Origin of the sequence: Streptomyces sp. NBC_01433 (assembly GCF_026340105.1) — a bacterium.
Taxonomy (GTDB): domain Bacteria; phylum Actinomycetota; class Actinomycetes; order Streptomycetales; family Streptomycetaceae; genus Streptomyces.
In genome coordinates, this window is the sequence record NZ_JAPEPM010000001.1 from 2,154,249 (window position 1) to 2,173,790 (window position 19,542).

12 protein-coding genes and 1 riboswitch are annotated in these 19,542 nt (G+C 70.2%); of the genes, 5 read left to right on the forward strand and 7 right to left on the reverse strand.

The features are described from left to right. Nucleotides 1-87: 87 nt before the first annotated feature. From OG413_RS09760 to OG413_RS09770, 3 genes are all read left to right on the forward strand, one after another. The gene (locus OG413_RS09760) at nucleotides 88-2,430 is read left to right on the forward strand and encodes a helicase-associated domain-containing protein (RefSeq protein WP_323137836.1); all 2,343 of its coding nucleotides are present in this window, start codon (nucleotides 88-90) and stop codon (nucleotides 2,428-2,430) included. Between the two features lie 94 nt (nucleotides 2,431-2,524). After that, entirely contained in the window at nucleotides 2,525-3,418 is an 894-nt protein-coding gene (locus OG413_RS09765) for a phosphorothioated DNA-binding restriction endonuclease (RefSeq protein WP_266804326.1), read from the forward strand. A 360-nt stretch (nucleotides 3,419-3,778) separates the two neighbouring features. Further along, entirely contained in the window at nucleotides 3,779-4,912 is a 1,134-nt protein-coding gene (locus OG413_RS09770) for a hypothetical protein (protein WP_266804328.1), read from the forward strand. Between the two features lie 172 nt (nucleotides 4,913-5,084). Here OG413_RS09770 and OG413_RS09775 read toward each other — a convergent pair whose 3' ends face one another. From OG413_RS09775 to OG413_RS09800, 6 genes are all read right to left on the reverse strand, one after another. Then, nucleotides 5,085-5,210: a hypothetical protein gene (locus OG413_RS09775; protein WP_266804330.1), complete on the reverse strand. Its 126-nt coding sequence runs from the start codon at nucleotides 5,208-5,210 to the stop codon at nucleotides 5,085-5,087. A 139-nt stretch (nucleotides 5,211-5,349) separates the two neighbouring features. Then, nucleotides 5,350-6,135, reverse strand: a complete 786-nt coding sequence (locus tag OG413_RS09780) for a hypothetical protein (protein ID WP_266804332.1) — start codon at nucleotides 6,133-6,135, stop codon at nucleotides 5,350-5,352. Then, on the reverse strand, nucleotides 6,132-7,490 hold the full coding sequence (locus tag OG413_RS09785; protein ID WP_266804335.1) for a hypothetical protein: 1,359 nt from the start codon (nucleotides 7,488-7,490) through the stop codon (nucleotides 6,132-6,134). The genes OG413_RS09780 and OG413_RS09785 overlap by 4 nt, the downstream gene beginning before the upstream one ends. Continuing rightward, nucleotides 7,487-9,472: a hypothetical protein gene (locus OG413_RS09790; RefSeq protein ID WP_266804337.1), complete on the reverse strand. Its 1,986-nt coding sequence runs from the start codon at nucleotides 9,470-9,472 to the stop codon at nucleotides 7,487-7,489. The genes OG413_RS09785 and OG413_RS09790 overlap by 4 nt, the downstream gene beginning before the upstream one ends. Then, nucleotides 9,469-10,281, reverse strand: a complete 813-nt coding sequence (locus OG413_RS09795; RefSeq protein ID WP_266804339.1) for a toll/interleukin-1 receptor domain-containing protein — start codon at nucleotides 10,279-10,281, stop codon at nucleotides 9,469-9,471. Before OG413_RS09795 ends, OG413_RS09790 begins: the two co-directional genes overlap by 4 nt. Before the next feature lie 202 nt (nucleotides 10,282-10,483). Next, a complete protein-coding gene (locus OG413_RS09800; protein ID WP_266804341.1) occupies nucleotides 10,484-11,707 on the reverse strand; it encodes a helix-turn-helix transcriptional regulator in 1,224 nt (407 codons plus the stop codon). 545 nt (nucleotides 11,708-12,252) lie between these two features. Between OG413_RS09800 and OG413_RS09805 the strand changes: the two genes are divergently transcribed. Further along, nucleotides 12,253-13,986, forward strand: a complete 1,734-nt coding sequence (locus tag OG413_RS09805; RefSeq protein ID WP_266804343.1) for a lysyl oxidase family protein — start codon at nucleotides 12,253-12,255, stop codon at nucleotides 13,984-13,986. 131 nt (nucleotides 13,987-14,117) lie between these two features. Here the strand turns inward: OG413_RS09805 and cobN are convergent, their stop codons facing one another. Next, on the reverse strand, nucleotides 14,118-17,723 hold the full coding sequence (cobN, locus tag OG413_RS09810; protein WP_266804345.1) for a cobaltochelatase subunit CobN: 3,606 nt from the start codon (nucleotides 17,721-17,723) through the stop codon (nucleotides 14,118-14,120). Between the two features lie 93 nt (nucleotides 17,724-17,816). After that, nucleotides 17,817-17,895, reverse strand: a riboswitch (cobalamin riboswitch). Between the two features lie 292 nt (nucleotides 17,896-18,187). On the opposite strand from cobN, the gene cobG reads away from it, so the two are divergent. After that, entirely contained in the window at nucleotides 18,188-19,483 is a 1,296-nt protein-coding gene (cobG, locus tag OG413_RS09815; RefSeq protein WP_266804347.1) for a precorrin-3B synthase, read from the forward strand. Nucleotides 19,484-19,542: the final 59 nt, after the last annotated feature.

Below are 19,542 nucleotides of genomic sequence, written 5' to 3' on the forward strand. Positions count from 1 at the left end.
AAGCCCAGTGGATCAACTCTGGCCGCGTGGCTGAGTGATCTGGAGGCCGACCGGCTTGAGCGGGTCCTGGCAGCTCGCCCGGATGCCGTGTCCCCGCCGGAGCCACGATCGTTCGGCGAGCTCGCGGACCGCCTTCAGCGCCCGGCGTCCGTGGACCCGGTGCTGACCGGGCTCGCGTTGCCGCACCTTCAGGTGGCCGAGGCTCTGGCGGCATTGGGGCCCGTTCCACGTGCCGCCCTGGCCGATCTGGTGGACGTGACCGGAGCGGAGAGCGCTCGCGGGCTGGACGCGGCTTTGGAGGCGCTGGCCGACCGCGCACTCGTCTGGCCGGACGGCGAAGGGCTGCTGCGCATGGCGGCGCCGTTGCGGCAGGCGTGGGACTCGCCGCTGGGGGTGGACGCTCCGCTCACCCGGCTCCTGGCGGACACGACCTCCGAGGAACTGCGCCGCATGCTGGTGGCCCTGGGCATCCGGTCGCCCGGCACCACCAAAAAGCATCGGCTGATCGCCCTGCTGGAACACCATGGCGATCCGGAGCGGCTGGCCGCGGTCATCGCTTCGGCGCCCGTGTCCACCCGGAAACTGCTTGAGAGGCGAGCCTCTCACCACGGTGAACACGCGGAATCGCAGGCGCGTTTCATCACGTTCAGGACCCCGTCGGCCGACTCCGAGCCGGGCGCGCGCTGGGCGCTGGAGCGGGGACTGCTGGTCCAGGACCGGCACTCCGGGTACGGATCCACACGCATGCCCGCCGAAGTGACGCTCGCCCTGCGCGGAACAGGCTGGCACGCCCCCTTCGAGCCCGTCCCGCCCGTCGTGCGGACGGTGTCCGTCACCTCGGCGGAAGTGGAGCGGGAGGCTGCGGCCGCCGCCACGGTGTTCGCCGCACATGCCGCGTCGGTTCTGGCGACGTGCTCCGCGACTCCGCCGGTCCTGCTGAAGTCCGGTGGGGTCGGAGCACGTGAGCTGTCCCGGATCGGCAAGGCGGCGCAGTGCGACGACATCGTCGTACGCCTCGTTCTGGAGACGGCGTACGACGCCGGGCTGCTGGCCCGGGACGGCGACCGGGTCGCGGCGACGGACGGGTACGACACCTGGGCGGAGAGAGAACCGGCGGCGCAGCTCACCGCGCTTCTCCACGCCTGGCGGACGCTGCCGCTGACTCCGTCCCGGGCCCGCGACGAGGACGGCAAGGCGCTGCCCGCGCTCGCCGGAACACCGCCCTGCGGCGGCTGTCTACAGGCCCGGGAGGGGCTCCTCGCCGCCGCGGCGCGGCTCCCGGCGCACCAGGGGGTGCACAGCGCCGCGGAACTGGGGCCGTTGGTCGCCTGGCACCGCCCGCTCGCCGAGCAACTCCCGCAGGACACCGCGCCCTTCGCCACCGCGATCCGGGAAGCGGAACTGCTCGGGGTCGTCGCCCGCGGCTGCCTGTCCCCCGTCGGCGCCGCTCTGCGGGCCGACGACGCCGAAGCCGGCGAAGCGCTCGCCGCCGCCTGTGAGCGGCTGCTGCCGGAGGCCACCAGGGCTGTCCGTTTCGGCGCGGACCTCACCGCCGTCGTCACCGGCACCCCGTCCGCCCGCCTCGCCGCACTGCTGGACACCGTCGCGGACAAGGAAGCCGGTGGCACGGCATCGGTGTGGCGGTTCAGCCCCACATCCGTTCGCCGTGCCCTGGACACGGGCCGCGCGGCGGATGCCCTCGCGGCCGACCTGAGCGCCGTCGCGGTCGGTGCCCTCCCCCAGCCGCTGTCGTACCTGATCAACGACACCGCGCGGACTCATGGCCGGGTGCGCATCGCCCCCGCCGCATGTGTGATCCACGGCGAAGAACCCGCTCTCCTCGCCGAACTCGTCACTCACCGAAAGCTCGCCGCCCTCGGCCTGCGCCTGCTGGCCCCGACCGTGCTGATCAGCCGGAGCCCCCTCGACAAGACCCTCGCCTCGCTCCGGGCCGCCGGCTATGCCCCCGTCGCCGAGGGGGCCGACGGAACCGTACGCGTCGAGAAGACCCGGCGCCGACGTGCCACCGCCCCACTCCCGGGCCAGCGGCGGCGGTCCGTGCCGACGGTGGCTCCGCTGGCCCCGGAAACCGTCGACCTGAGCACGCTGGCCGCCAGGCTGCGGGCTGCCCCACCGACACTTCCGGCTCCCGACCCGTTCGGCACCGGGGTCCCCTACGCCACGGACACCGAGGAGATCGTCGCCGGGTACGCGAAGAACCTGGCGTACAGCGATGTCCGCCGGCTCGCCCATGCCTTCGACGCCGGCACGGCCATCACGGTCGAGTACGTCGCCGCCTCGGGCAACCGGACCGTACGTACCCTCAGCGAGCTCGTGCTCGACCCGCCGTACCTGTATGCCTGGTGCCATCTGCGCGACGACGAACGGGTCTTCACCCTCTCCCGCGTCCACGGCGTCATGCCCGGGTAGCCGGGATCCGTGTCGTGGCTCGGTGTGCGGCCCGCCACTGCGGCCGTGCCCCGCCACCGAGCGCTGCGACGAGCCACCACTACGATCGCCGACCATGGACTGGGTCGAGCGCACCGCGCGGTTGAGGCAGTGGACGAGGAGCGGGGCGCGGGCTCCGCACAAGCCGTTGCTGTTCCTGTACGCGCTCAGCCGGTTCCAGCAGGCCGCCGATGACGAACTGCGGTACAGCGCCGTGGAGGAGGACCTGCGGGGACTGCTCGCCGAATACGGTCCCGGTAACCGGACGACGCCCGCCTATCCCTTCCATCACTTGGTGAGTGACGGCGTGTGGGAGGTGCGCACCGAGCACGGGCCGGGCAGCCCCGGGACCGGGGTCAGGGAACTGCGCGCAACCGGCGCCGCCGGGCGGCTGACGCCGGAGCTGCGGGCGGCGCTGCGGCGGGAGCCGTCCCTTCTCGGCCGAATGGCACGGGTGCTGCTCGATCTGAACTTCCCGCCCTCCCTCCATGGCGAGCTGTGCGAAGCCGTCGGCCTGGAGCTGGAGGAGGCCGAGACCGGACTGCTACCGGCCGCGCGCAGGCAACGGGACCGGCGGATGCGGGAGATGGTCCTGACGGCGTACGAGTACCGGTGCGCCTTCTGCGGGTACGACGGCAGGATCGGCGCGATGCCGGTCGGGCTCGAAGCCGCCCATGTGCGCTGGTGGGCGTTCGACGGACCGGACGACGTCGAGAACGGGCTGTGCCTGTGCTCGCTGCACCACAAACTGTTCGACAAAGGCGTACTCGGTCTCGGCGAGGGCCACCGCATCCTGGTCTCGCAGAGCTTCGTCGGCCACAGCACCGCCGCCCGCGAGCACGTCATCAGGCTCGCCGGCCGTCCGCTCATCGGCCCCCAGCCGGGCATCCGCCCCATCGCCGCCGCCCACCGTTCCTGGCACACCAGCCAGGTCTTCCACGGCAGCCCACGTCCCGCCACGACCGCCTGACCGCCGACCTGGGCAGTTCGGTCGAGGAGTACGAAGGCTGAACCACTGAGCAGCACTCGGACTGGGAGGGCCGCCGCGTAAGCGCCGCCCTCTCTGCGGTAGTTGATGAACATATGAGTCACTTCACCGCGCCTTCCGCGGAAACGCATCACCGCGACCCTGTGCGCAAATTCAACTGCGCTGCCGCCCCAGGGCCGTTGACGAATGACAACGTCGACATCGCTCCCCGGACAATCGGGGTCGGGTGCTCCACTACAACCGTCCCGTGCCGCTGTGAGTCTGTCTCGTCGTCCAGCCGCCCTCCGGTCCACACGTATGTCACCTGGACAGGGATCCCTCACCGCGAAGGAACGCTCAACGATGCTCATAAGACACCTGCTGCGCACCTCGGCAGCCTCTGCGACCCTTGCCGCCACCTTGCTCGTCGCCGGTGGCGCCGAGGCGGCCGGCATCCCGTCCGCGTGGGAGGTCTCCCTCTCCGGGGACGGCCCTGCCGGGTCCCTGATGTCGGTCTCCTCCGTCGATGACGGATCGGCCTGGGCCGTCGGCCGGAAGGAACAGCACGGCGTCATCATGCGCTGGGACGGGTCGGCGTGGAAGGAGGACACCGCCCCGGGGCTTCCCGACGTCTGGCAGTGGTCGTCGGTCAGCGCGGTGTCCGCCGACGACGTCTGGGCCTACGGCACGCGGAAGAGGGATCAGGTGCTCGCGCATTTCGACGGCGAGCGCTGGAGCGGCGTTCCCACCGCCGGTCCTGCCGACGAGTCCTGGCCCGAGGTGCCGATCGACGCCGTTCCCGGACGGCTGTTCAAGGGCGGCAATGCCCTCTACACCTACGCCGACGGCGCCTGGACGACCTTCGCACTGCCGCACCTCGTCGACATCCGCGACATCGACGCCCTGTCGGCGGACGACGCCTACGCGACCGGCATGCGGTACCCGGTGAAGGGCGGGCACCCGGTGACCTACCACTGGGACGGCACGACCTGGACCCTGATGGCCCAGCCCCCCGTCCGCGCCGGTACGGACACCGCCAAGATCGCCGCGGAGTCCCCCGACAGCGTCTACGTGGCCGGATGGGCCGATGACCCCGACGCCGGTCCGCCCGTCCCGAGCGTCACGCACTGGAACGGCGCCCGCTGGGAGGACGTCACGGGCTCGCTCACCGGCCTCTACGTCCACGCGATCGCGCCCGACGGCCGCGGCGGCCTCTGGGTCACCGGTAACGACCAGGCCGAACCAGCAGCCGCCGGGCCGGTCTTCTGGCACTACGACGGCACGACGTGGACCAAGGGAGCCGGTGCGTCGGCACCCGACGGCGCCACCGAGTGGCCGTCCTACTCCTTCTACGATCTGGCACCGGCCGGGAACTCCGGCGGCTTCTGGGCCGTCGGCGACTACTCCACGCCCATGGACGCCCACGGTGACCAGCAGGTCAACGGCCTGATCCAGCGGTCCACGGAGCTCACGTCGCGGCCGACGGCCCGCCGCTAGCGCCCCGGCAGACTCCGAAAAAGCTGAGCTCTCCGGTCTTCGGCACGACTGACGGCGTCCTCTCCCCGCACAAGCAGGAGAGGGCGTCGTCCTGCGGTGAGCCCCGAATTCGTAGATCACCGAACCGTCCAGCGATCACCACAACAGACGTAGTTCGCCTTTCGCGCAGGCCTCAGCCCGCCGTCCGCCCCTCGGCGAAACGCGCGCCCGCCTCAAGGTCGTCGTAAAGAACCCGCACATCCTGGATGCCGAGTCCACGCATCAGATCGGGCAGACGCACGACGTAGGCTCGTCCCACCTTCCGCAGGGGGCAGGGAAATTCACCACGTCCGGCCCGCCTGTACGCCGTGGTCGGACTCAGGTCCAACGCCTTCGCCGCAGTCCGCAGGCCCACCTCCGCTGGGAGCCCGAAGACCGCTGAGAACGACACCGACTCATCACGACGACGCATCATTCTCCTCCTCCCTCATCTCGAACAGACCCTGTTGTACGTCCGGTTCGCGCGGCGTATCGCCCCGCCCCGGGCACCGGCCCGCACGACGGTCCTGTCTTACCTGGCGCACATGCGGCAGGAGTCCCAGGCGGTACGCCAAGGAGCCCAGGCGCTCTCCTTGTGCCTGCTGGGCGAGCCTTGAGGACATGACATCGACCGGGACGACGGTGTCGGATTCCGCCATGGCCGAACGAACCTCCGCCTCCGCCGCCGGACCCCGCGCCATGTCCCACTCCGCGGTCGGTCTCTCGTGCGGACTCCGACGCCCTGTCCGCCATCCGACGGCGAACGCAGCGTCCATCAGGTGTCGCTCGGCCTCCAGGGGATCTGCTTCGCCGACACTCCGCATCCCTTCCAGAGCTCCAACCAGCAGCGCGGAGCACACATCGGCGTGTTCCGCACCTGTACGCCGGGCAATCGCCCTCGCCGCGCCTCTCAGCCGGGGCGCCAGCAGCCAGAGGGCGACCAGGGTCCACCGCTGTTCTCCCCCGCCCTTTCCCTCTTCGCGGATGTGGTGCGCGATGTGGCGCCAGGCATCGGCACGTGCGGGGCAATCGGCCGCTCCCTGGGCAGCCTTGGTGCGCAGCAGATCCGGCCTGCCGTATTCCTCGACGCAGAGAGGCATGGTGGGTAACCCCGGCCCCCCGCACAGGCGCGTGTCGGCATACCTCTCCTCCACCCATCCGCAAATACGGCTCAAAGCGTCAGCCCTGGACAACGTAACGGTCATCGACCCACCCCCTCGCTACCGCTGTCGGAGCCGCCCTGATTCCAGCCACCGGGCCGGGGTTGTTCGGGCACGTCCGCTGCCGACACCGTGCCTGAGGGCGTGACCTGCCAACCACCACCGCTCACCGCATCCGTGCCTTCGGATCGAAACGTGTCAGCGGCGAAGAACCCGGGATCGGCACCCGGGTAGGTGGGTTGCCGGTGGATGTCCGGCCCGTCCGACACCGCCGCTCCGTCCTCGTACGCCGCTTCAGCGGGGCGCCCCACTTGCTCGTACCAGGCCGCCCCACGTCGCACATCCGCGCGAACGCTCTCCGCAGCCTCCGACCGACCGACGCCCTCAAACATCCGAGCGAGACGATGGGTGAACGCGGCTCGCTCGGCCGAATCCGGGGCCATGCCGAGGTCGTCCAGCAGGGCGGACACCCTCTCACCAGGGGACTCCTGACGTCCTGCCCGTTGCCCATCGCCCCCCGCCTCCGGCACGGCGTTCTCGTCAACTGGTTCCGGGTGGTCGAACCCACTCATCGGTTCGTCCACAAAGGAGGCGCCACGAACGGTCAGCAGATCACGGAACTCCTCCGGAACTACCTCATCGTTGGCAGCGGCTGACAGAACCGTCAGTGGTGCGATCATCTCCACCGCGCGTTCGATCTGGTCCTCATGGCGCGCCAACCACCAGACGACCGCACTGCCGGGACTCTGCAGTACCTCCCCACCGAGGTATTCGCGGAGATTACGTTCATGCTGACTGCGACTCTCCCAGGCGCCCATAGCCTTCCGCAGTCCGTCCAGTTCCTCCAGATGTTCACGATCCGCCTGCCTCAGAACAAGCCGGATGTCTGTGGCAAATGCGGTCACCAGCGCCGAGTCGTCGACAAGCGGAGTTCCGAGCACACCCTCCAGCCACTGTTCCAGGAATGTGCACCGGCTGGGGTGTTCCACCTCCGTCACCCTCTGTACACGCTCCAGGACGGCCGTCGCCGCCAGAGCACCTGGATTGCCGTGTGCCGAGGTATTCCTTCCCGCCGCCCTCCAGCAGACGGTGGCGGAGAACAGAAACGGACAATCCTCCAAGGCGCTCCGCACCGGTACCACGACTACCGAGGTTTCCAGGTAGGGACTTTCGGCCGGAGGCTCCGGAAAACCCCCGGCCTCTTCCTCCTCGTCTTCCGGCCAGGCGGAGCCGCCCTCCCGGACGGCACTCGACACTCGCATGTCGATCAGCAGCGCGCCGGCTCCGATTGCCGGCAGGAGAAACCACACCCAGATCGGCCATCCGAGCACTGCTCCCAGCGTCAGGACCGCCGATGCCAGGCCGGCTGACAAGAGCCGCGTCATGTGATGGGGCTTCATATACCCTTCCCTGTCCTTCGTGTGTCAGAGCCGGAAAACACGGGGCCGATGCCCTGCATCAGGTCGATCTCCCGACAGAATCGGTCGGCGGTCCTACAGCGGTCTTCGCGTCGCATGCGCGTCTCCAGGGGCATGCCGACGGGAGGGGAGTCGATCCAGTCACACGCGGCCGCATAGAGGTGGTTGAGCAGGTCACGATCGCCCGCCGACGCGGCAAGCAACATGCCCAGAACCTGATCTCCCGACCTGCGCCAGGTCAGGACGGCGAGCCAGCGCCGCACGACGGGGGTCCAGGCAGCCGCCGGTGCGGTCATGACCGCTCGCCACGCCTGGATGAACTCTTGCCTGGGCGGAGTAATACGCAGCTCGACGGGGTCCAGCAATGCCAGGAGGACATCCATGCCCCGGCCGTCCGTTGTCGCTCTGTGCAGAAGACGCTGGATCAGCCGTCCGTACAACCGACGGTTGCTTCGGGCCAACTCCAACAGCGCCAACCGCGCCGCTGCCGCGGTGCCCTCGGTGCGCCCTCGCCCCAGGGCGAGATGGCGGAGCCGGACCATCGCCTGTTCGGGATGCGTCACGGCTATCACCTGCTGACACACAGCCGTGAGTACCCGTGCGAGATCGGGCGCGATCCCTCCGCCGGTCACCCAGGAGTACACCCGGGACCGGAATCGCGGACCGTACTGAGCATGGCTGAGGCCCATCTCCAGCGCCGCGGCGGCCTCAGCGCGCAGGCGACCGCCTACCGCGGGCTGCGTCCACCGCTCAATGAGTTCGCACAGATCGTCCGTGCGGCCGGTGGACAGTGTCTGCTCCGCGAATCGGCCGATCAGGCGCGCACGGTCCTCCGCCGTGAATTCGGGGAGTTCCACGCACTGACCCACCCAGTCCCGGAAGCTCGAACGGAGATCGGGAAAGTTCTCCCAGAAATGCCGTCTGACCGCGCTGTCGTAAGCAAGCCTGGTGAACGTCACGCGCCCGTCGCCGTCCCGCCCGAGGTCAAGCTCCTCCAACTGCTCGCCGAAGTCGGCCTGTGCGAGGCGCGGTGTCTGTTCCTGCTCGAAATTCAGTACCGTCAACAGGCAGTGCGCAGCGCTCAGCACCGCCGCCGATGCCGCTCCGCTGTTCATGGCTGCCGTGAGCAGCAGGGCGCGTTGCGGAGCACCACGATGCTGCCGCATGTGCCCGGCGACCTCGGACGACCGGTTGGTCGCGGCGGCGACGGCCTCGTCCCGCCAGTCCGGGAAGTTCGTCCCGTACCGGTTTCCGTCCCGCGCCTGGACGACCAGATCCGCCAAGCGGGCCAGCTCCCTCACAGGAGCGGCGGCGAACATGTGGGCCAGGTGGTCGGTATCCAGTTGCCCCGGCTCGAACGCCACACCCCGTACCCGAAGGTATCTACTGAACACCGCCCGTCCACGGGGGCGTTCGAGACGCACCACCAGAGGGGTCAGGTCCGGGTCGAGCATCCACTCCAGGCCGACCGGGGGTACAGCGACCAAGCGAGCACCGCACTGTGCCACGAGCGCGCGGTAACGCATGAGGCTCTGCTGGGCTTCGGGGTAGTCCGCGTGGGTCACATTCGACAGGTCCAGCAGATAGCAGTCGTCGGCCGAGACGTCGAGGGTGTCCTCTTCCCAGGTCAGCGGTAGTTCTTCGACCCGCCCACCGCGCACCGATGCCTCTTCCAGCAGCATCGTCGCCGCCGTACGTCGGCCGATCCCGGGCGCTCCGTCCACGAGGACCACAGCGCCGGGGGTCGCCAGCCGGTCGGTGGCCTGACCGTAGCCCCGTGGGCGTACGAAGTAACTGGCCAGCCTGCGCCGGTGCTCGCGTACGATGCCCAGCCGCGAGGCCCCTGATCTGATCAGCCGCTCGTTCGCACCGGCCATCCACTGGTTGACGATGTATTGGTCCCCGCTGCCGCTGTGCACGGGGCCTCGCGGATCACTGACGTACGTGCCACCCGTTTCGGTCAACGCTCCCCGTCCACAGGCCGTCCGCTCTGGTCCGAACGCTGATTGGCCTTGCCGTGGTTGTCTGCCACGTAGTTGACGCCACCCCCGTCGCCGGAGATTCGCGGGCCCACGTGCTGCTCGCGGGCCTGGTAGAGGTGTCCACTGCCCATATGGACGGGGCCGTGGGACTCGCTGAGGAAATTCCCGGAGAAGCCGTCCTCGAGGTTGCCGATGCCACCGTGCTGACGGTGCTTGATCACCCTCGCCCTTCCACGGGCGGCCCCGGTCTCCTCCGAGTCCGTCTGCCCGTCTTCCTGCGGTTTCGCCGAAGGGCTCTCGTGCCCGTGGCTCCGTGCGGCGTCCGCGAGATCAGGCAGCAGCGTCACCAGGTCGTCTGCCAGACGCGACAGATCGGCGTCCGCGTTGCGGTGGTTGAGCCGGCGATACTGACAGTCGGCAAGGTCTACGAGCTCCTCCGGAAGCTCCCCGCTCCGCAGGCGTTTCGCCCCACCGACCAGGAGTGGGATGACAACCGCGCCGTTCTCGAACGCCTCCTCGATCTCCCGCCGTGTCCAGTCGTCCGGGTCCTCCAGTGCACTGCGGCCGCCCGAGCCACCGGCCTCCAGCCACCGGGGACCGATCACCGCCAGCAGAACACTGGTGCGCCGGACGGCTTTGAGCAGTTCCTGGGGGTACCGGCTTCCCGGGCCGATGGACTTGCTCGCACGGAAGACGTTCTCATCGCCGAAAATGCGCGAGAGTTCCCGGTCCACCAGCGTGGCGGTGGCTTCTTCGTCGTTGGTTCGGTAATTCACGAAGATCAAGGGCATGCGGGATCCCATTCTGTGAGTTCATGCTCGGACGACGAATGAAACGTGCGCGAAGGACAGCCCCCGCCGGTCCGAGGACCGGGGCGGTGCTCCGTGACGAAGTGAGCACGCCGGACCGCGCGGCCGGACCTGGTCAGATCACGTCGCAGCGGTAGGGCGTACAGGGGCTTCTACGCCACGGAAACCGCAGCGGGAAAGACGTTCAGCTGGGGCTCAGCACATGAGCCAGCACGGGGCGAAGATCGCGCACAGCGGGATGTGTCCGGAACCGGGACCATTCCCGGTCGAGCCGCCGCACATCTGTGCGTACCGTGGCGGAGGGAACGATGCTCGCGAAGGCCAACAGCTCCCGAGCCGTCTCGCACGAGCGCTCGATCTCACCCGATGCCGCCTGGGCCAGGGCGTTACGGAGCCCGAACCGGGTACGGGTTCGCAGCGCATGCGGCGCGATGAGCCGGCATTCGCGGTCCAGGACGGTGGCCGCCCCCCGGGGGCGGCCCAGATCGTAGAGGCACCAGCCGGTCACCATGGAGACGGGATCGGCCAGTTGCGTGGTCCCCAGTACGGGAGCGTCCGCTGATCCCTCGTCCAGGGCTAGAAGCGCACGCGCCCGGTCCAGTGCCTTGCCGCACGCCCTCTCGTCGCCCGCGAGAGCATGCCCCTGTGCTTCCCGTTGTGCGGCGAGACCTCGGATCCGGGGCGGCACAATGGTCCTCTGGGCCTGCTGCGCGAGAGCGATCGTCTCGGGCGCCCGCCCGTTGTAGAAGGTGACGAGGGCCCGGCGCACCAAGGCGTAGTCCGCCAGATATTCATCACCACCGGCCCGCGCCAACTCAGTCGCTTGGGCGGTCCACTTCAGGGCTCCGGCCTCATCACCGGCTTCCTGCGTCATCCACCCGAGGTACTCGGCGAAACGCGACGCGATGACGAGCAGCCCGGTCCGATGGGAACCGGTGGCACGAGAGGCGAGCGCGGTGACTGTTGCTGCCTGGGACCGAAGGATCGGCAGCAGGGTGGCGGGAGCCATGCTCTGGCCCAACTGCCGCATCTGATGGAGCTGATCTCGGAACAAGTCGTCCGGGGGCAGTGCTGTGTCCTCGGCGGGGCTGCCGCCCTTGCCCCCTTCGGCCAGAGTGACGGCGAGCAGCGACCCGACGCCTGTGGCGATTGCCTGCCGACGTGCCATCGTCGGCCTGCCCCCAGCGGCTCCGGCTCGGGATTCGACAGTTTCCGTCAGCTGCCCATCCGCTCCGAAGAACGCATCGCACCGCCGCACCAAATCGAGCGTAGGAGGCTTATCACCCCTCTCGATCTTGCACAGGTGTCCTTTGCTGTAGCTCATGGCGACGGCCAACTGTTGCAGCGTCATTCCCGCATCCTGGCGCAGACGACGTAACTCCGCGCCGAAACCTAAGGGAATTTCCATACCTCAACCTCCCCTAAACACCCTTGTGGGCAGCCAACTTGCCGCCCGACTGCGTCTGCTGACGAGTCTCGCACGGTGACGCGCTACCTAGCCCGGGTATGGGCAAGTTTCATGTTTCCTCTTCTTTACTGCAGCACAGTCATCGATTTTTCTCTCCCTGCCGCCGAATTCGCCAGAGAGAAAACTTCGAGCCAGCCGCTTCCGGCCAGGGAACGCGTCCCCCTTAATGCAGACCAAGGGAAATCCCTCACAAGTTCGAATTGATCCACCTCTACCGTGGGCCGCGCCGGGCCATACGCGACGCACCTGCGGGAGAGCGGAGAGAAGCCGGCCCCGCACCCCGCTCGAGATACGCGTGGCCACACCAACTACGGCTGAATTCAGCCTCCTTGGCTTGGTTTCGGACAACGATGGGCGTCTCGTGCCTCGGAGACAACCCCGGGAGTGCCGTACGTCATCTCTCACAGGCGGGAGACAGTTTCGTCATCGCATCCGGTGCGGCGCTGTCCGTCCACCGTCCCATCAGGCACTCGGAAGTACGAGGAATGATGACCAGATCCCACCAGGCCCGTCTGTCGCGTTCGGCCATCGCCGCAGCAGCGGCCATCGCCGTGACCGCGGGCGTCGTCGCCGCAGCACCCGACGCCAAGACGGCCGAGCCCACGCCGAAGCTCAGCCTGATCGCCGCTTCCACGTCGGTGACCCTCGACTCGTGGAAGGAGGACCCCGGCGTCTACCTGGACCTCGGCACGTACGTCACCGCCGAGAACGGTCCTCTCGAACTGAAGGTGACTCGTAAGTCCTACAAGGACCCGATCATCGCCAAGCAGATCATCCGGGACGGGAAGGGCAAGCAGACCGGGACGAAGGTTCTGCCCAAGCGTCTGCTCAAGGACTTCGCCGGGCTGCCCGACTTCGCGAAGATCACCGTCACGGACGCGGCCGGCAAGACCGTGCTGGACAAGACCGAGGCGTTCTGTCCGAACAACGCGTCCGGTCGCATCCGTCCCGACGCACCGGCCAACTCGAAGTACCCCGAGAGCTGTCCCGTGAACCCGTTCACCCTCGGCTCGGTGTGGGGTGTCGAGAACGGCTGGGCGTCCAACACCTACGCGGGCTACTACTCCACGCCGGTCCAGCTGGCCGCCGGTAAGTACACCGCCAAGGTGTCCGTGTCGAAGACCTACCGCGATCTGTTCGGCATCGCCGACAAGCCCCAGAAGATCAAGGTGACGGTCCGCGAGCGCAGTTGGGAGGAGGGCGAGGGCGTCTCGGGCGCCTCCCAGATGTCCGGGCACGACATGTCCAAGATGTCCGGGCACGAGATGTCCGGCCACAGCATGCCCGGACACGGCGCGATGCGTTCGCCCGCCCCGGCTGCCGCGACGAGCGGTGCCGGTCCCTCGTACAACGTGGGTCACGGGCCCTACGCCCCCGCGCCGCCCGCCCTGCCGTGGGCGCTCAAGAAGGCCACCCTCAAGTCCGCGCAGGCGGGCGACGTGGCCGGGCGTACCGACGGGTCCCGCAAGGCTCCCGCCGCCCAGCCCAACGCGAAGCGGCCGACCGGCAAGGCGAGCGTGCCCGACGTTCCCAAGCCGGACCTCCGGTCGCTGCCCGCCTACGGCATCACCGTCAGCGACGGGTACGAAGAGGTACCGGGCAAGGACTACCTCGCCTTCAGCGCCAACGTGTGGAACGCGGGCCCCGCGAAGCTCGTCGTGGACGGCTTCCGCGCTCCGGGCAAGGAGCTGATGGACGCGTACCAGTACTTCTACGACGCCAAGGGCAAGCAGATCGGGTACACCCCGACCGGCACCATGGAGTGGGACCCGCGCCCCGGCCACGAGCACTGGCACTTCACCGACTTCGCCAGCTACCGGCTGCTGAAGGCGGACAAGAAGGAGACCGTGCGCAGCGGCAAGGAGGCGTTCTGCCTCGCGAACACCGACGCGGTCGACTACACGGTGAAGAACGCCAACTGGCACCCGGAGAACACCGACCTGTCCACCGCGTGCGGCCAGGAGAACTCGATCTCCGTCCGCGAGGTGCTCGACATCGGCTCCGGTGACACGTACACCCAGGACCTGCCCGGCCAGTCCTTCGACATCACGAGCCTGGCGAACGGCACCTACTACATCCAGGTGCTGGCCAACCCGGAGAAGCGGCTCAAGGAGACCGACCTCACCAACAACAGCGCCCTGCGCAAGGTCGTCCTGGGCGGCAAGCCCGGCGCCCGTACGGTGACCGTCCCCGCGCACGACCGCGTGGACGCCAACTAGCGCCGACCAACGGCAGCCAACGGCAATCAACGCCCCATAGGTACGGCCCCCTGGACTCCTGTCCCGGGGGCCGTATCCGTATCGCTATCCGTATCCGTATCCGTATCCGCCGAGGAGTCGGCCGACCCGGATCAGTCCTCGCCCTCCAGGTTGCCTTCCGTCTCCAGGAAGACCTGGCGCAGCGCTTCGAGCACCGCCGGGTCGGGCTTGGCCCACATCCCGCGCGACTCGGCCTCCAGGAGGCGTTCCGCGATGCCGTGCAGGGCCCACGGGTTGGCCTGCTGGAGGAACTCGCGGTTCGTCGGGTCCAGGACGTACGTCTCGGTGAGCTTGTCGTACATCCAGTCGGCGACCACGCCCGTCGTCGCGTCGTACCCGAAGAGGTAGTCGACGGTCGCGGCCAGCTCGAAGGCGCCCTTGTAGCCGTGGCGGCGCATCGCCTCGATCCACTTGGGGTTCACGACCCGGGCGCGGAAGACACGGGACGTCTCCTCGACCAGGGTGCGGGTGCGGACCGTCTCCGGGCGGGTGGAGTCGCCGATGTACGCGGCCGGGGCGGTGCCCTTCAGCGCGCGCACGGTGGCGACCATGCCGCCGTGGTACTGGAAGTAGTCGTCCGAGTCCGCGATGTCGTGCTCACGGGTGTCGGTGTTCTTGGCCGCCACCTCGATCCGCTTGTACGCGGTCTCCATCTCCTCACGGGCCGGCCGCCCGTCGAGCTCGCGCCCGTAGGCGTAACCGCCCCACACCGTGTAGACCTCCGCGAGGTCGGCGTCCGTGCGCCAGTCGCGGGAGTCGATGAGCTGGAGCAGACCCGCGCCGTACGTGCCGGGGCGGGAGCCGAAGATACGGGTGGTGGCGCGGCGTTCGTCGCCGTGCTCGGCCAGGTCCGCCTGCGTGTGGGCGCGTACGTAGTTCTGCTCGGCCGGCTCGTCGAGCGAGGCGGCGAGCCGTACGGCGTCGTCCAGCAGGCCGATGGTGTGCGGGAACGCGTCGCGGAAGAAGCCGGAGATGCGCAGCGTGACGTCGATGCGGGGGCGGCCCAGTTCCTCGTACGGGATCGCCTCCAGACCCGTCACGCGGCGCGAGGCGTCGTCCCAGACGGGGCGGACACCGAGCAGCGCGAACGCCTCCGCGATGTCGTCGCCCGCCGTCCGCATCGCGCTCGTGCCCCACAGCGACAGGCCGACCGAGGTGGGCCATTCGCCGTTGTCGGTGCGGTAGCGCTCCAGGAGCGAGTCGGCGAGCGCCTGACCGGTCTCCCAGGCGAGCTTGGAGGGGACGGCCTTCGGGTCGACGGAGTAGAAGTTGCGGCCGGTCGGCAGCACGTTGACCAGGCCGCGCAGCGGGGAACCGGACGGGCCCGCCGGGACGAAGCCGCCGTTCAGCGCGTGGACGGCGTGGGCGAGTTCGTCGGTCGTCGCGGCGAGGCGCGGCACGACCTCGTGGGCGGCGAAGTCGAGGATGTCGGCGACGGCCCGCGGGTGTCCGGCGGCCACGGTCGCGACGGCGGCCGGGTCCCAGTCGGCGTCCTCCATCGCCTGGACCAGGGCGCGGGCCTGCTCCTCGATCTCGTCGGCGGCGGTGCGGGTGGCGGCGGACTCGTCGAGACCGAGCGCCTCGCGCAGACCGGGCAGGGACGCCGTACCGCCCCAGATCTGGCGGGCGCGCAGGATCGCCAGGACCAGGTTGACGCGGTCGTGACCGGCCGGTGCGGTGCCCAGGACGTGCAGACCGTCGCGGATCTGGACGTCCTTGATCTCACAGAGCCAGCCGTCGAGATGCATGATGAAGTCGTCGAAGCCCTCGTCCTCGGGGCGGTCCTCCAGCCCCAGGTCGTGGTCGAGCTTCGCCGCCTGGATCAGGGTCCAGATCTGGGCGCGGATCGCCGGGAGCTTCGCCGGGTCCATCGCCGCGATCTGGGCGTGCTCGTCGAGCAGCTGCTCCAGCCGCGCGATGTCGCCGTAGCTGTCCGCACGGGCCATCGGCGGTACGAGGTGGTCGACCAGGGTGGCGTGGACGCGGCGCTTGGCCTGCGTACCCTCGCCCGGGTCGTTGACCAGGAACGGGTAGACGAGCGGGACATCGCCCAGTGCCGCGTCCGGGCCGCAGGACGCGGACAGGCCCGCGTTCTTGCCGGGCAGCCACTCCAGGTTGCCGTGCTTGCCGAGGTGGATCATCGCGTCGGCGCCGAACCCGTTGTCCTCGGCGGACGCCGCGATCCAGCGGTACGCGGCCAAGTAGTGGTGCGAGGGCGGCAGATCGGGGTCGTGGTAGATCGCGATCGGGTTCTCGCCGAAGCCGCGCGGCGGCTGGATGAGGATGAGCAGATTGCCGCGCCGCAGGGCCGCGAGCACGATGTCGCCCTCGGGGTTGGCGGACCGGTCCACGAACATCTCGCCGGGCGCCGGGCCCCAGTGCCGCTCGACGGCCTCGCGCAGATCGGCGGGGAGCGTGGCGAACCAGCGGCGGTAGTCGGCCGCCGGGATGCGGACCGGGTTGCGGGCCAGCTGCTCCTCGGTGAGCCAGTCCTGGTCGTGACCGCCCGCGTCGATCAGCGCGTAGATCAGTTCGTCGCCGTCGCCGGAGACGAGGCCGGGGATCGCGTCCTCGGGGCCGAAGTCGTAGCCCTCGGCGCGGAGCCGGCGCAGCAGGGCGACGGCGCTGGCCGGGGTGTCGAGGCCGACGGCGTTGCCGATCCGGGAGTGCTTGGTCGGGTACGCGGACAGCACGAGCGCGATCCGCTTCTCCGCGTTCGGGATGTGGCGGAGCCTGGCGTGCCGTACGGCGATTCCGGCGACCCGGGCGGCGCGTTCGGGGTCGGCGACGTACGCGGGCAGGCCGTCCTCGTCGATCTCCTTGAAGGAGAACGGCACGGTGATCAGGCGGCCGTCGAACTCCGGCACCGCGATCTGGGTGGCGGCGTCCAGCGGGGAGACGCCCTCGTCGTTCTCCTCCCAGGCGGCGCGGGCGCTGGTGAGGCAGAGCGCCTGGAGGACGGGGACGTCGAGACCGGTCAGCGCGCCCGCGTCCCAGGACTCGTCGTCACCGCCCGCGGACGCCTCGGCGGGACGGGTGCCGCCCGCCGCGAGAACGGTCGTCACGATGACGTCGGCGGCGCGGAGTTCGTCGATCAGCTCGGGCTCGGGGGTACGCAGCGAGGCCACGTACAGCGGGAGGGGGCGGGCGCCCGCGTCCTCCACGGCCGTGCACAGGGCCTCGACGAACGCGGTGTTCCCGCTCATGTGGTGGGCGCGGTAGTAGAGCACCGCGACGGTGGGCGCGGACGCGGGGACCTGCCGGGCGGTCCGCTCCAGCGGGCCCCACGCGGGAGCCGGGGCGGGCGGCTCGAAGCCGTGGCCGGTGAGCAGCACGGTGTCGGACAGGAACCGGGCCAGCTGGTCGAGGTTGGCGGGGCCGCCGTGCGCCAGGTACGCGTGCGCCTCGGCGGCGATGCCGATGGGGACGGTGGAGGCGGCCATCAGCTGGGCGTCCGGGGCCTGCTCGCCGGTCAGGACCACGACCGGGCGGCCGGTGGCCAGCAGCTGGTCGAGTCCCTCCTGCCAGGCGCGTACGCCGCCGAGGAGACGTACGACGACGAGGTCCACGCCGTCCAGGAGCTGCGGAAGGCCGTCCAGCGGGAGCCGGGAGGGGTTGGCGTAGCGGTAGCTGACCGGGCCGTCGGAGGCGCGGGCGCTCAGAAGGTCGGTGTCGGACGTCGACAGGAGCAGGATCATGCTGCGTCTTGGCCTTCCTCGGGGTGTCCACGCCCCGGGCGGTGTCGGAATCGGGTTCCCCTGCTCGAACGGAGCCGAGCGCTGCGGGGAAGGGAGTTCCTGACTCGCCCGGCCGGGGTGTCGGCCGGGCTCACAGTGGCGGGACCGCGCCGGAATCTCACCGGGCTTCCTCCCCTGTCGCCGTCTGGCGATGGCGGACCGAATGGGCCGCCGTTCTGCATCCTAAGCGGGTGGGGTGCGGCGGTGGGTGGGCGCGGGTGGGGAAGGTTGGTGCTCCCGCCGGCGGAAGGCTGTTGCTCCCCGTGGCGGAAGACCGGTGTTCCCCGTGGCGGACGCTTGGTGGAGGGCTGGAGCGGAGAGCCGGTGGGCAGGAGTGCGGGCCGGACCGGAAAGCCGGTGAGCACGGGTGCGGGCTGGAGTTGCTGGAGTTGTACGTCACAGGGAGCGGACGGTGGGCGGTCGGTATGCTCGCCGCCATGTCCGATTCCGCCCCCTCGCCCCGGTCCACGGGCGCCCTCGCCGTCCCGAGCGGTGGTGATGCCTGCCCGGGAACGCTGAGGCTGCACCGGGCGGACGACGGTGCGCTGGCGCGGGTCCGGCTGCCCGGCGGGGTACTGACCGCCGCTCAGGCGGATGCCCTTCTGACGGCTGCCGGGCGGCTCGGTGACGGTGAGCTGCATCTCACCTCACGGGGCAACGTCCAACTGCGCGGACTCGGTCCGGGCTGCGGGGCCGAGCTGGCCGGTTCGCTGGGCCGCGCCGGGCTGTTGCCCTCCGACGCGCACGAGCGGGTGCGCAACATCGTCGCCTCGCCGCTCTCCGGACTCGACGGCCGCGGGCTCCCCGACATCCGTTCCTGGCTGACCGGGCTGGACGCGTCGCTGTGCGGGAGCGCGCACGCGACGGGGCTCTCGGGCCGCTTCCTGTTCGCCCTGGACGACGGCCGCGGCGACGTGGACGCCCTCGGTGCCGATGTGACCCTGATCGCGGACGGCGGGAGCGCGCTGCTGCGGGTCGGGAGCGACGACGCCGTGCTCCGGGTGCCCGCCGCCGACGCACCCCGCGCCGCGCTCCTCGCCGCCGAGGCGTTCCTCGGGCCGGCCCGGGAGTCCGGTGCCTGGCGGGTGAAGGACCTGCCCGACGACGCCCGCGCCGCGCTGCCGGGTGAGGTCGCGCGGCGGGTCGGCCCGGTGGGCCCGGCCGTCCACCGTGCCCGCCCGCCCGCCGCGCTTCCCCCGGCCCCGGGCCCCGTAACCGGACCGCACGGGCTCACCGCGCTCTGTGCCGGGGTACCGCTCGGCCGGCTCGCCCCCGCGCAGTGGCGACTGCTCACCGCAGTCGCACGGCGCGGCTCGGGCGAGCTGCGGCTCACCCCGTGGCGCGGGGTCGTCCTCCCCGGGCTGGCCGAGGCGGACGCCGCCGAGGCGCTCCGTACGCTCGCCGACGCCGGGCTGATCACCGGGCCCGACTCCCCCTGGACCGGTGTGGGGGCCTGTATCGGGCACCCGGGCTGCGCGAAGTCGCTCGCCGATGTGCGGGCCGAAGCGGGGGCCGCCGTCGGACCGCTCGGGCGGCTACCTGTGTACTGGTCCGGGTGCGAACGCCGGTGCGGCCATCCGCACGGGGAGTGGATCGACGTGGTGGCCACGCATGACGGGCACCGGATCTCCCACGTGCGGGGGGACGGGCGCGAGGCTCCGGTGACGGTCCGGGACGATCCGGCCGCGCTCGCCGCCGCGGTCGCCGCGGCCCGCGCCTGAACGGTGCCCGACCCGTGCCCCTGCCCGACCCCGTACTCGTAGCCGTTCCTGTTCCTGTT

Coding starts and splice junctions, on each gene's coding strand:
- OG413_RS09765 (WP_266804326.1), top strand. CDS start 2,525: ATGGACTGGGTCGAGCGCACCGCGCGGTTGAGGCAGTGGACGAGGAGC.
- OG413_RS09770 (WP_266804328.1), top strand. CDS start 3,779: ATGCTCATAAGACACCTGCTGCGCACCTCGGCAGCCTCTGCGACCCTT.
- OG413_RS09780 (WP_266804332.1), bottom strand. CDS start 6,135: ATGACCGTTACGTTGTCCAGGGCTGACGCTTTGAGCCGTATTTGCGGA.
- OG413_RS09785 (WP_266804335.1), bottom strand. CDS start 7,490: ATGAAGCCCCATCACATGACGCGGCTCTTGTCAGCCGGCCTGGCATCG.
- OG413_RS09795 (WP_266804339.1), bottom strand. CDS start 10,281: ATGCCCTTGATCTTCGTGAATTACCGAACCAACGACGAAGAAGCCACC.
- OG413_RS09800 (WP_266804341.1), bottom strand. CDS start 11,707: ATGGAAATTCCCTTAGGTTTCGGCGCGGAGTTACGTCGTCTGCGCCAG.
- OG413_RS09805 (WP_266804343.1), top strand. CDS start 12,253: ATGATGACCAGATCCCACCAGGCCCGTCTGTCGCGTTCGGCCATCGCC.
- cobN (WP_266804345.1), bottom strand. CDS start 17,723: ATGATCCTGCTCCTGTCGACGTCCGACACCGACCTTCTGAGCGCCCGC.
- cobG (WP_266804347.1), top strand. CDS start 18,188: ATGCTCGCCGCCATGTCCGATTCCGCCCCCTCGCCCCGGTCCACGGGC.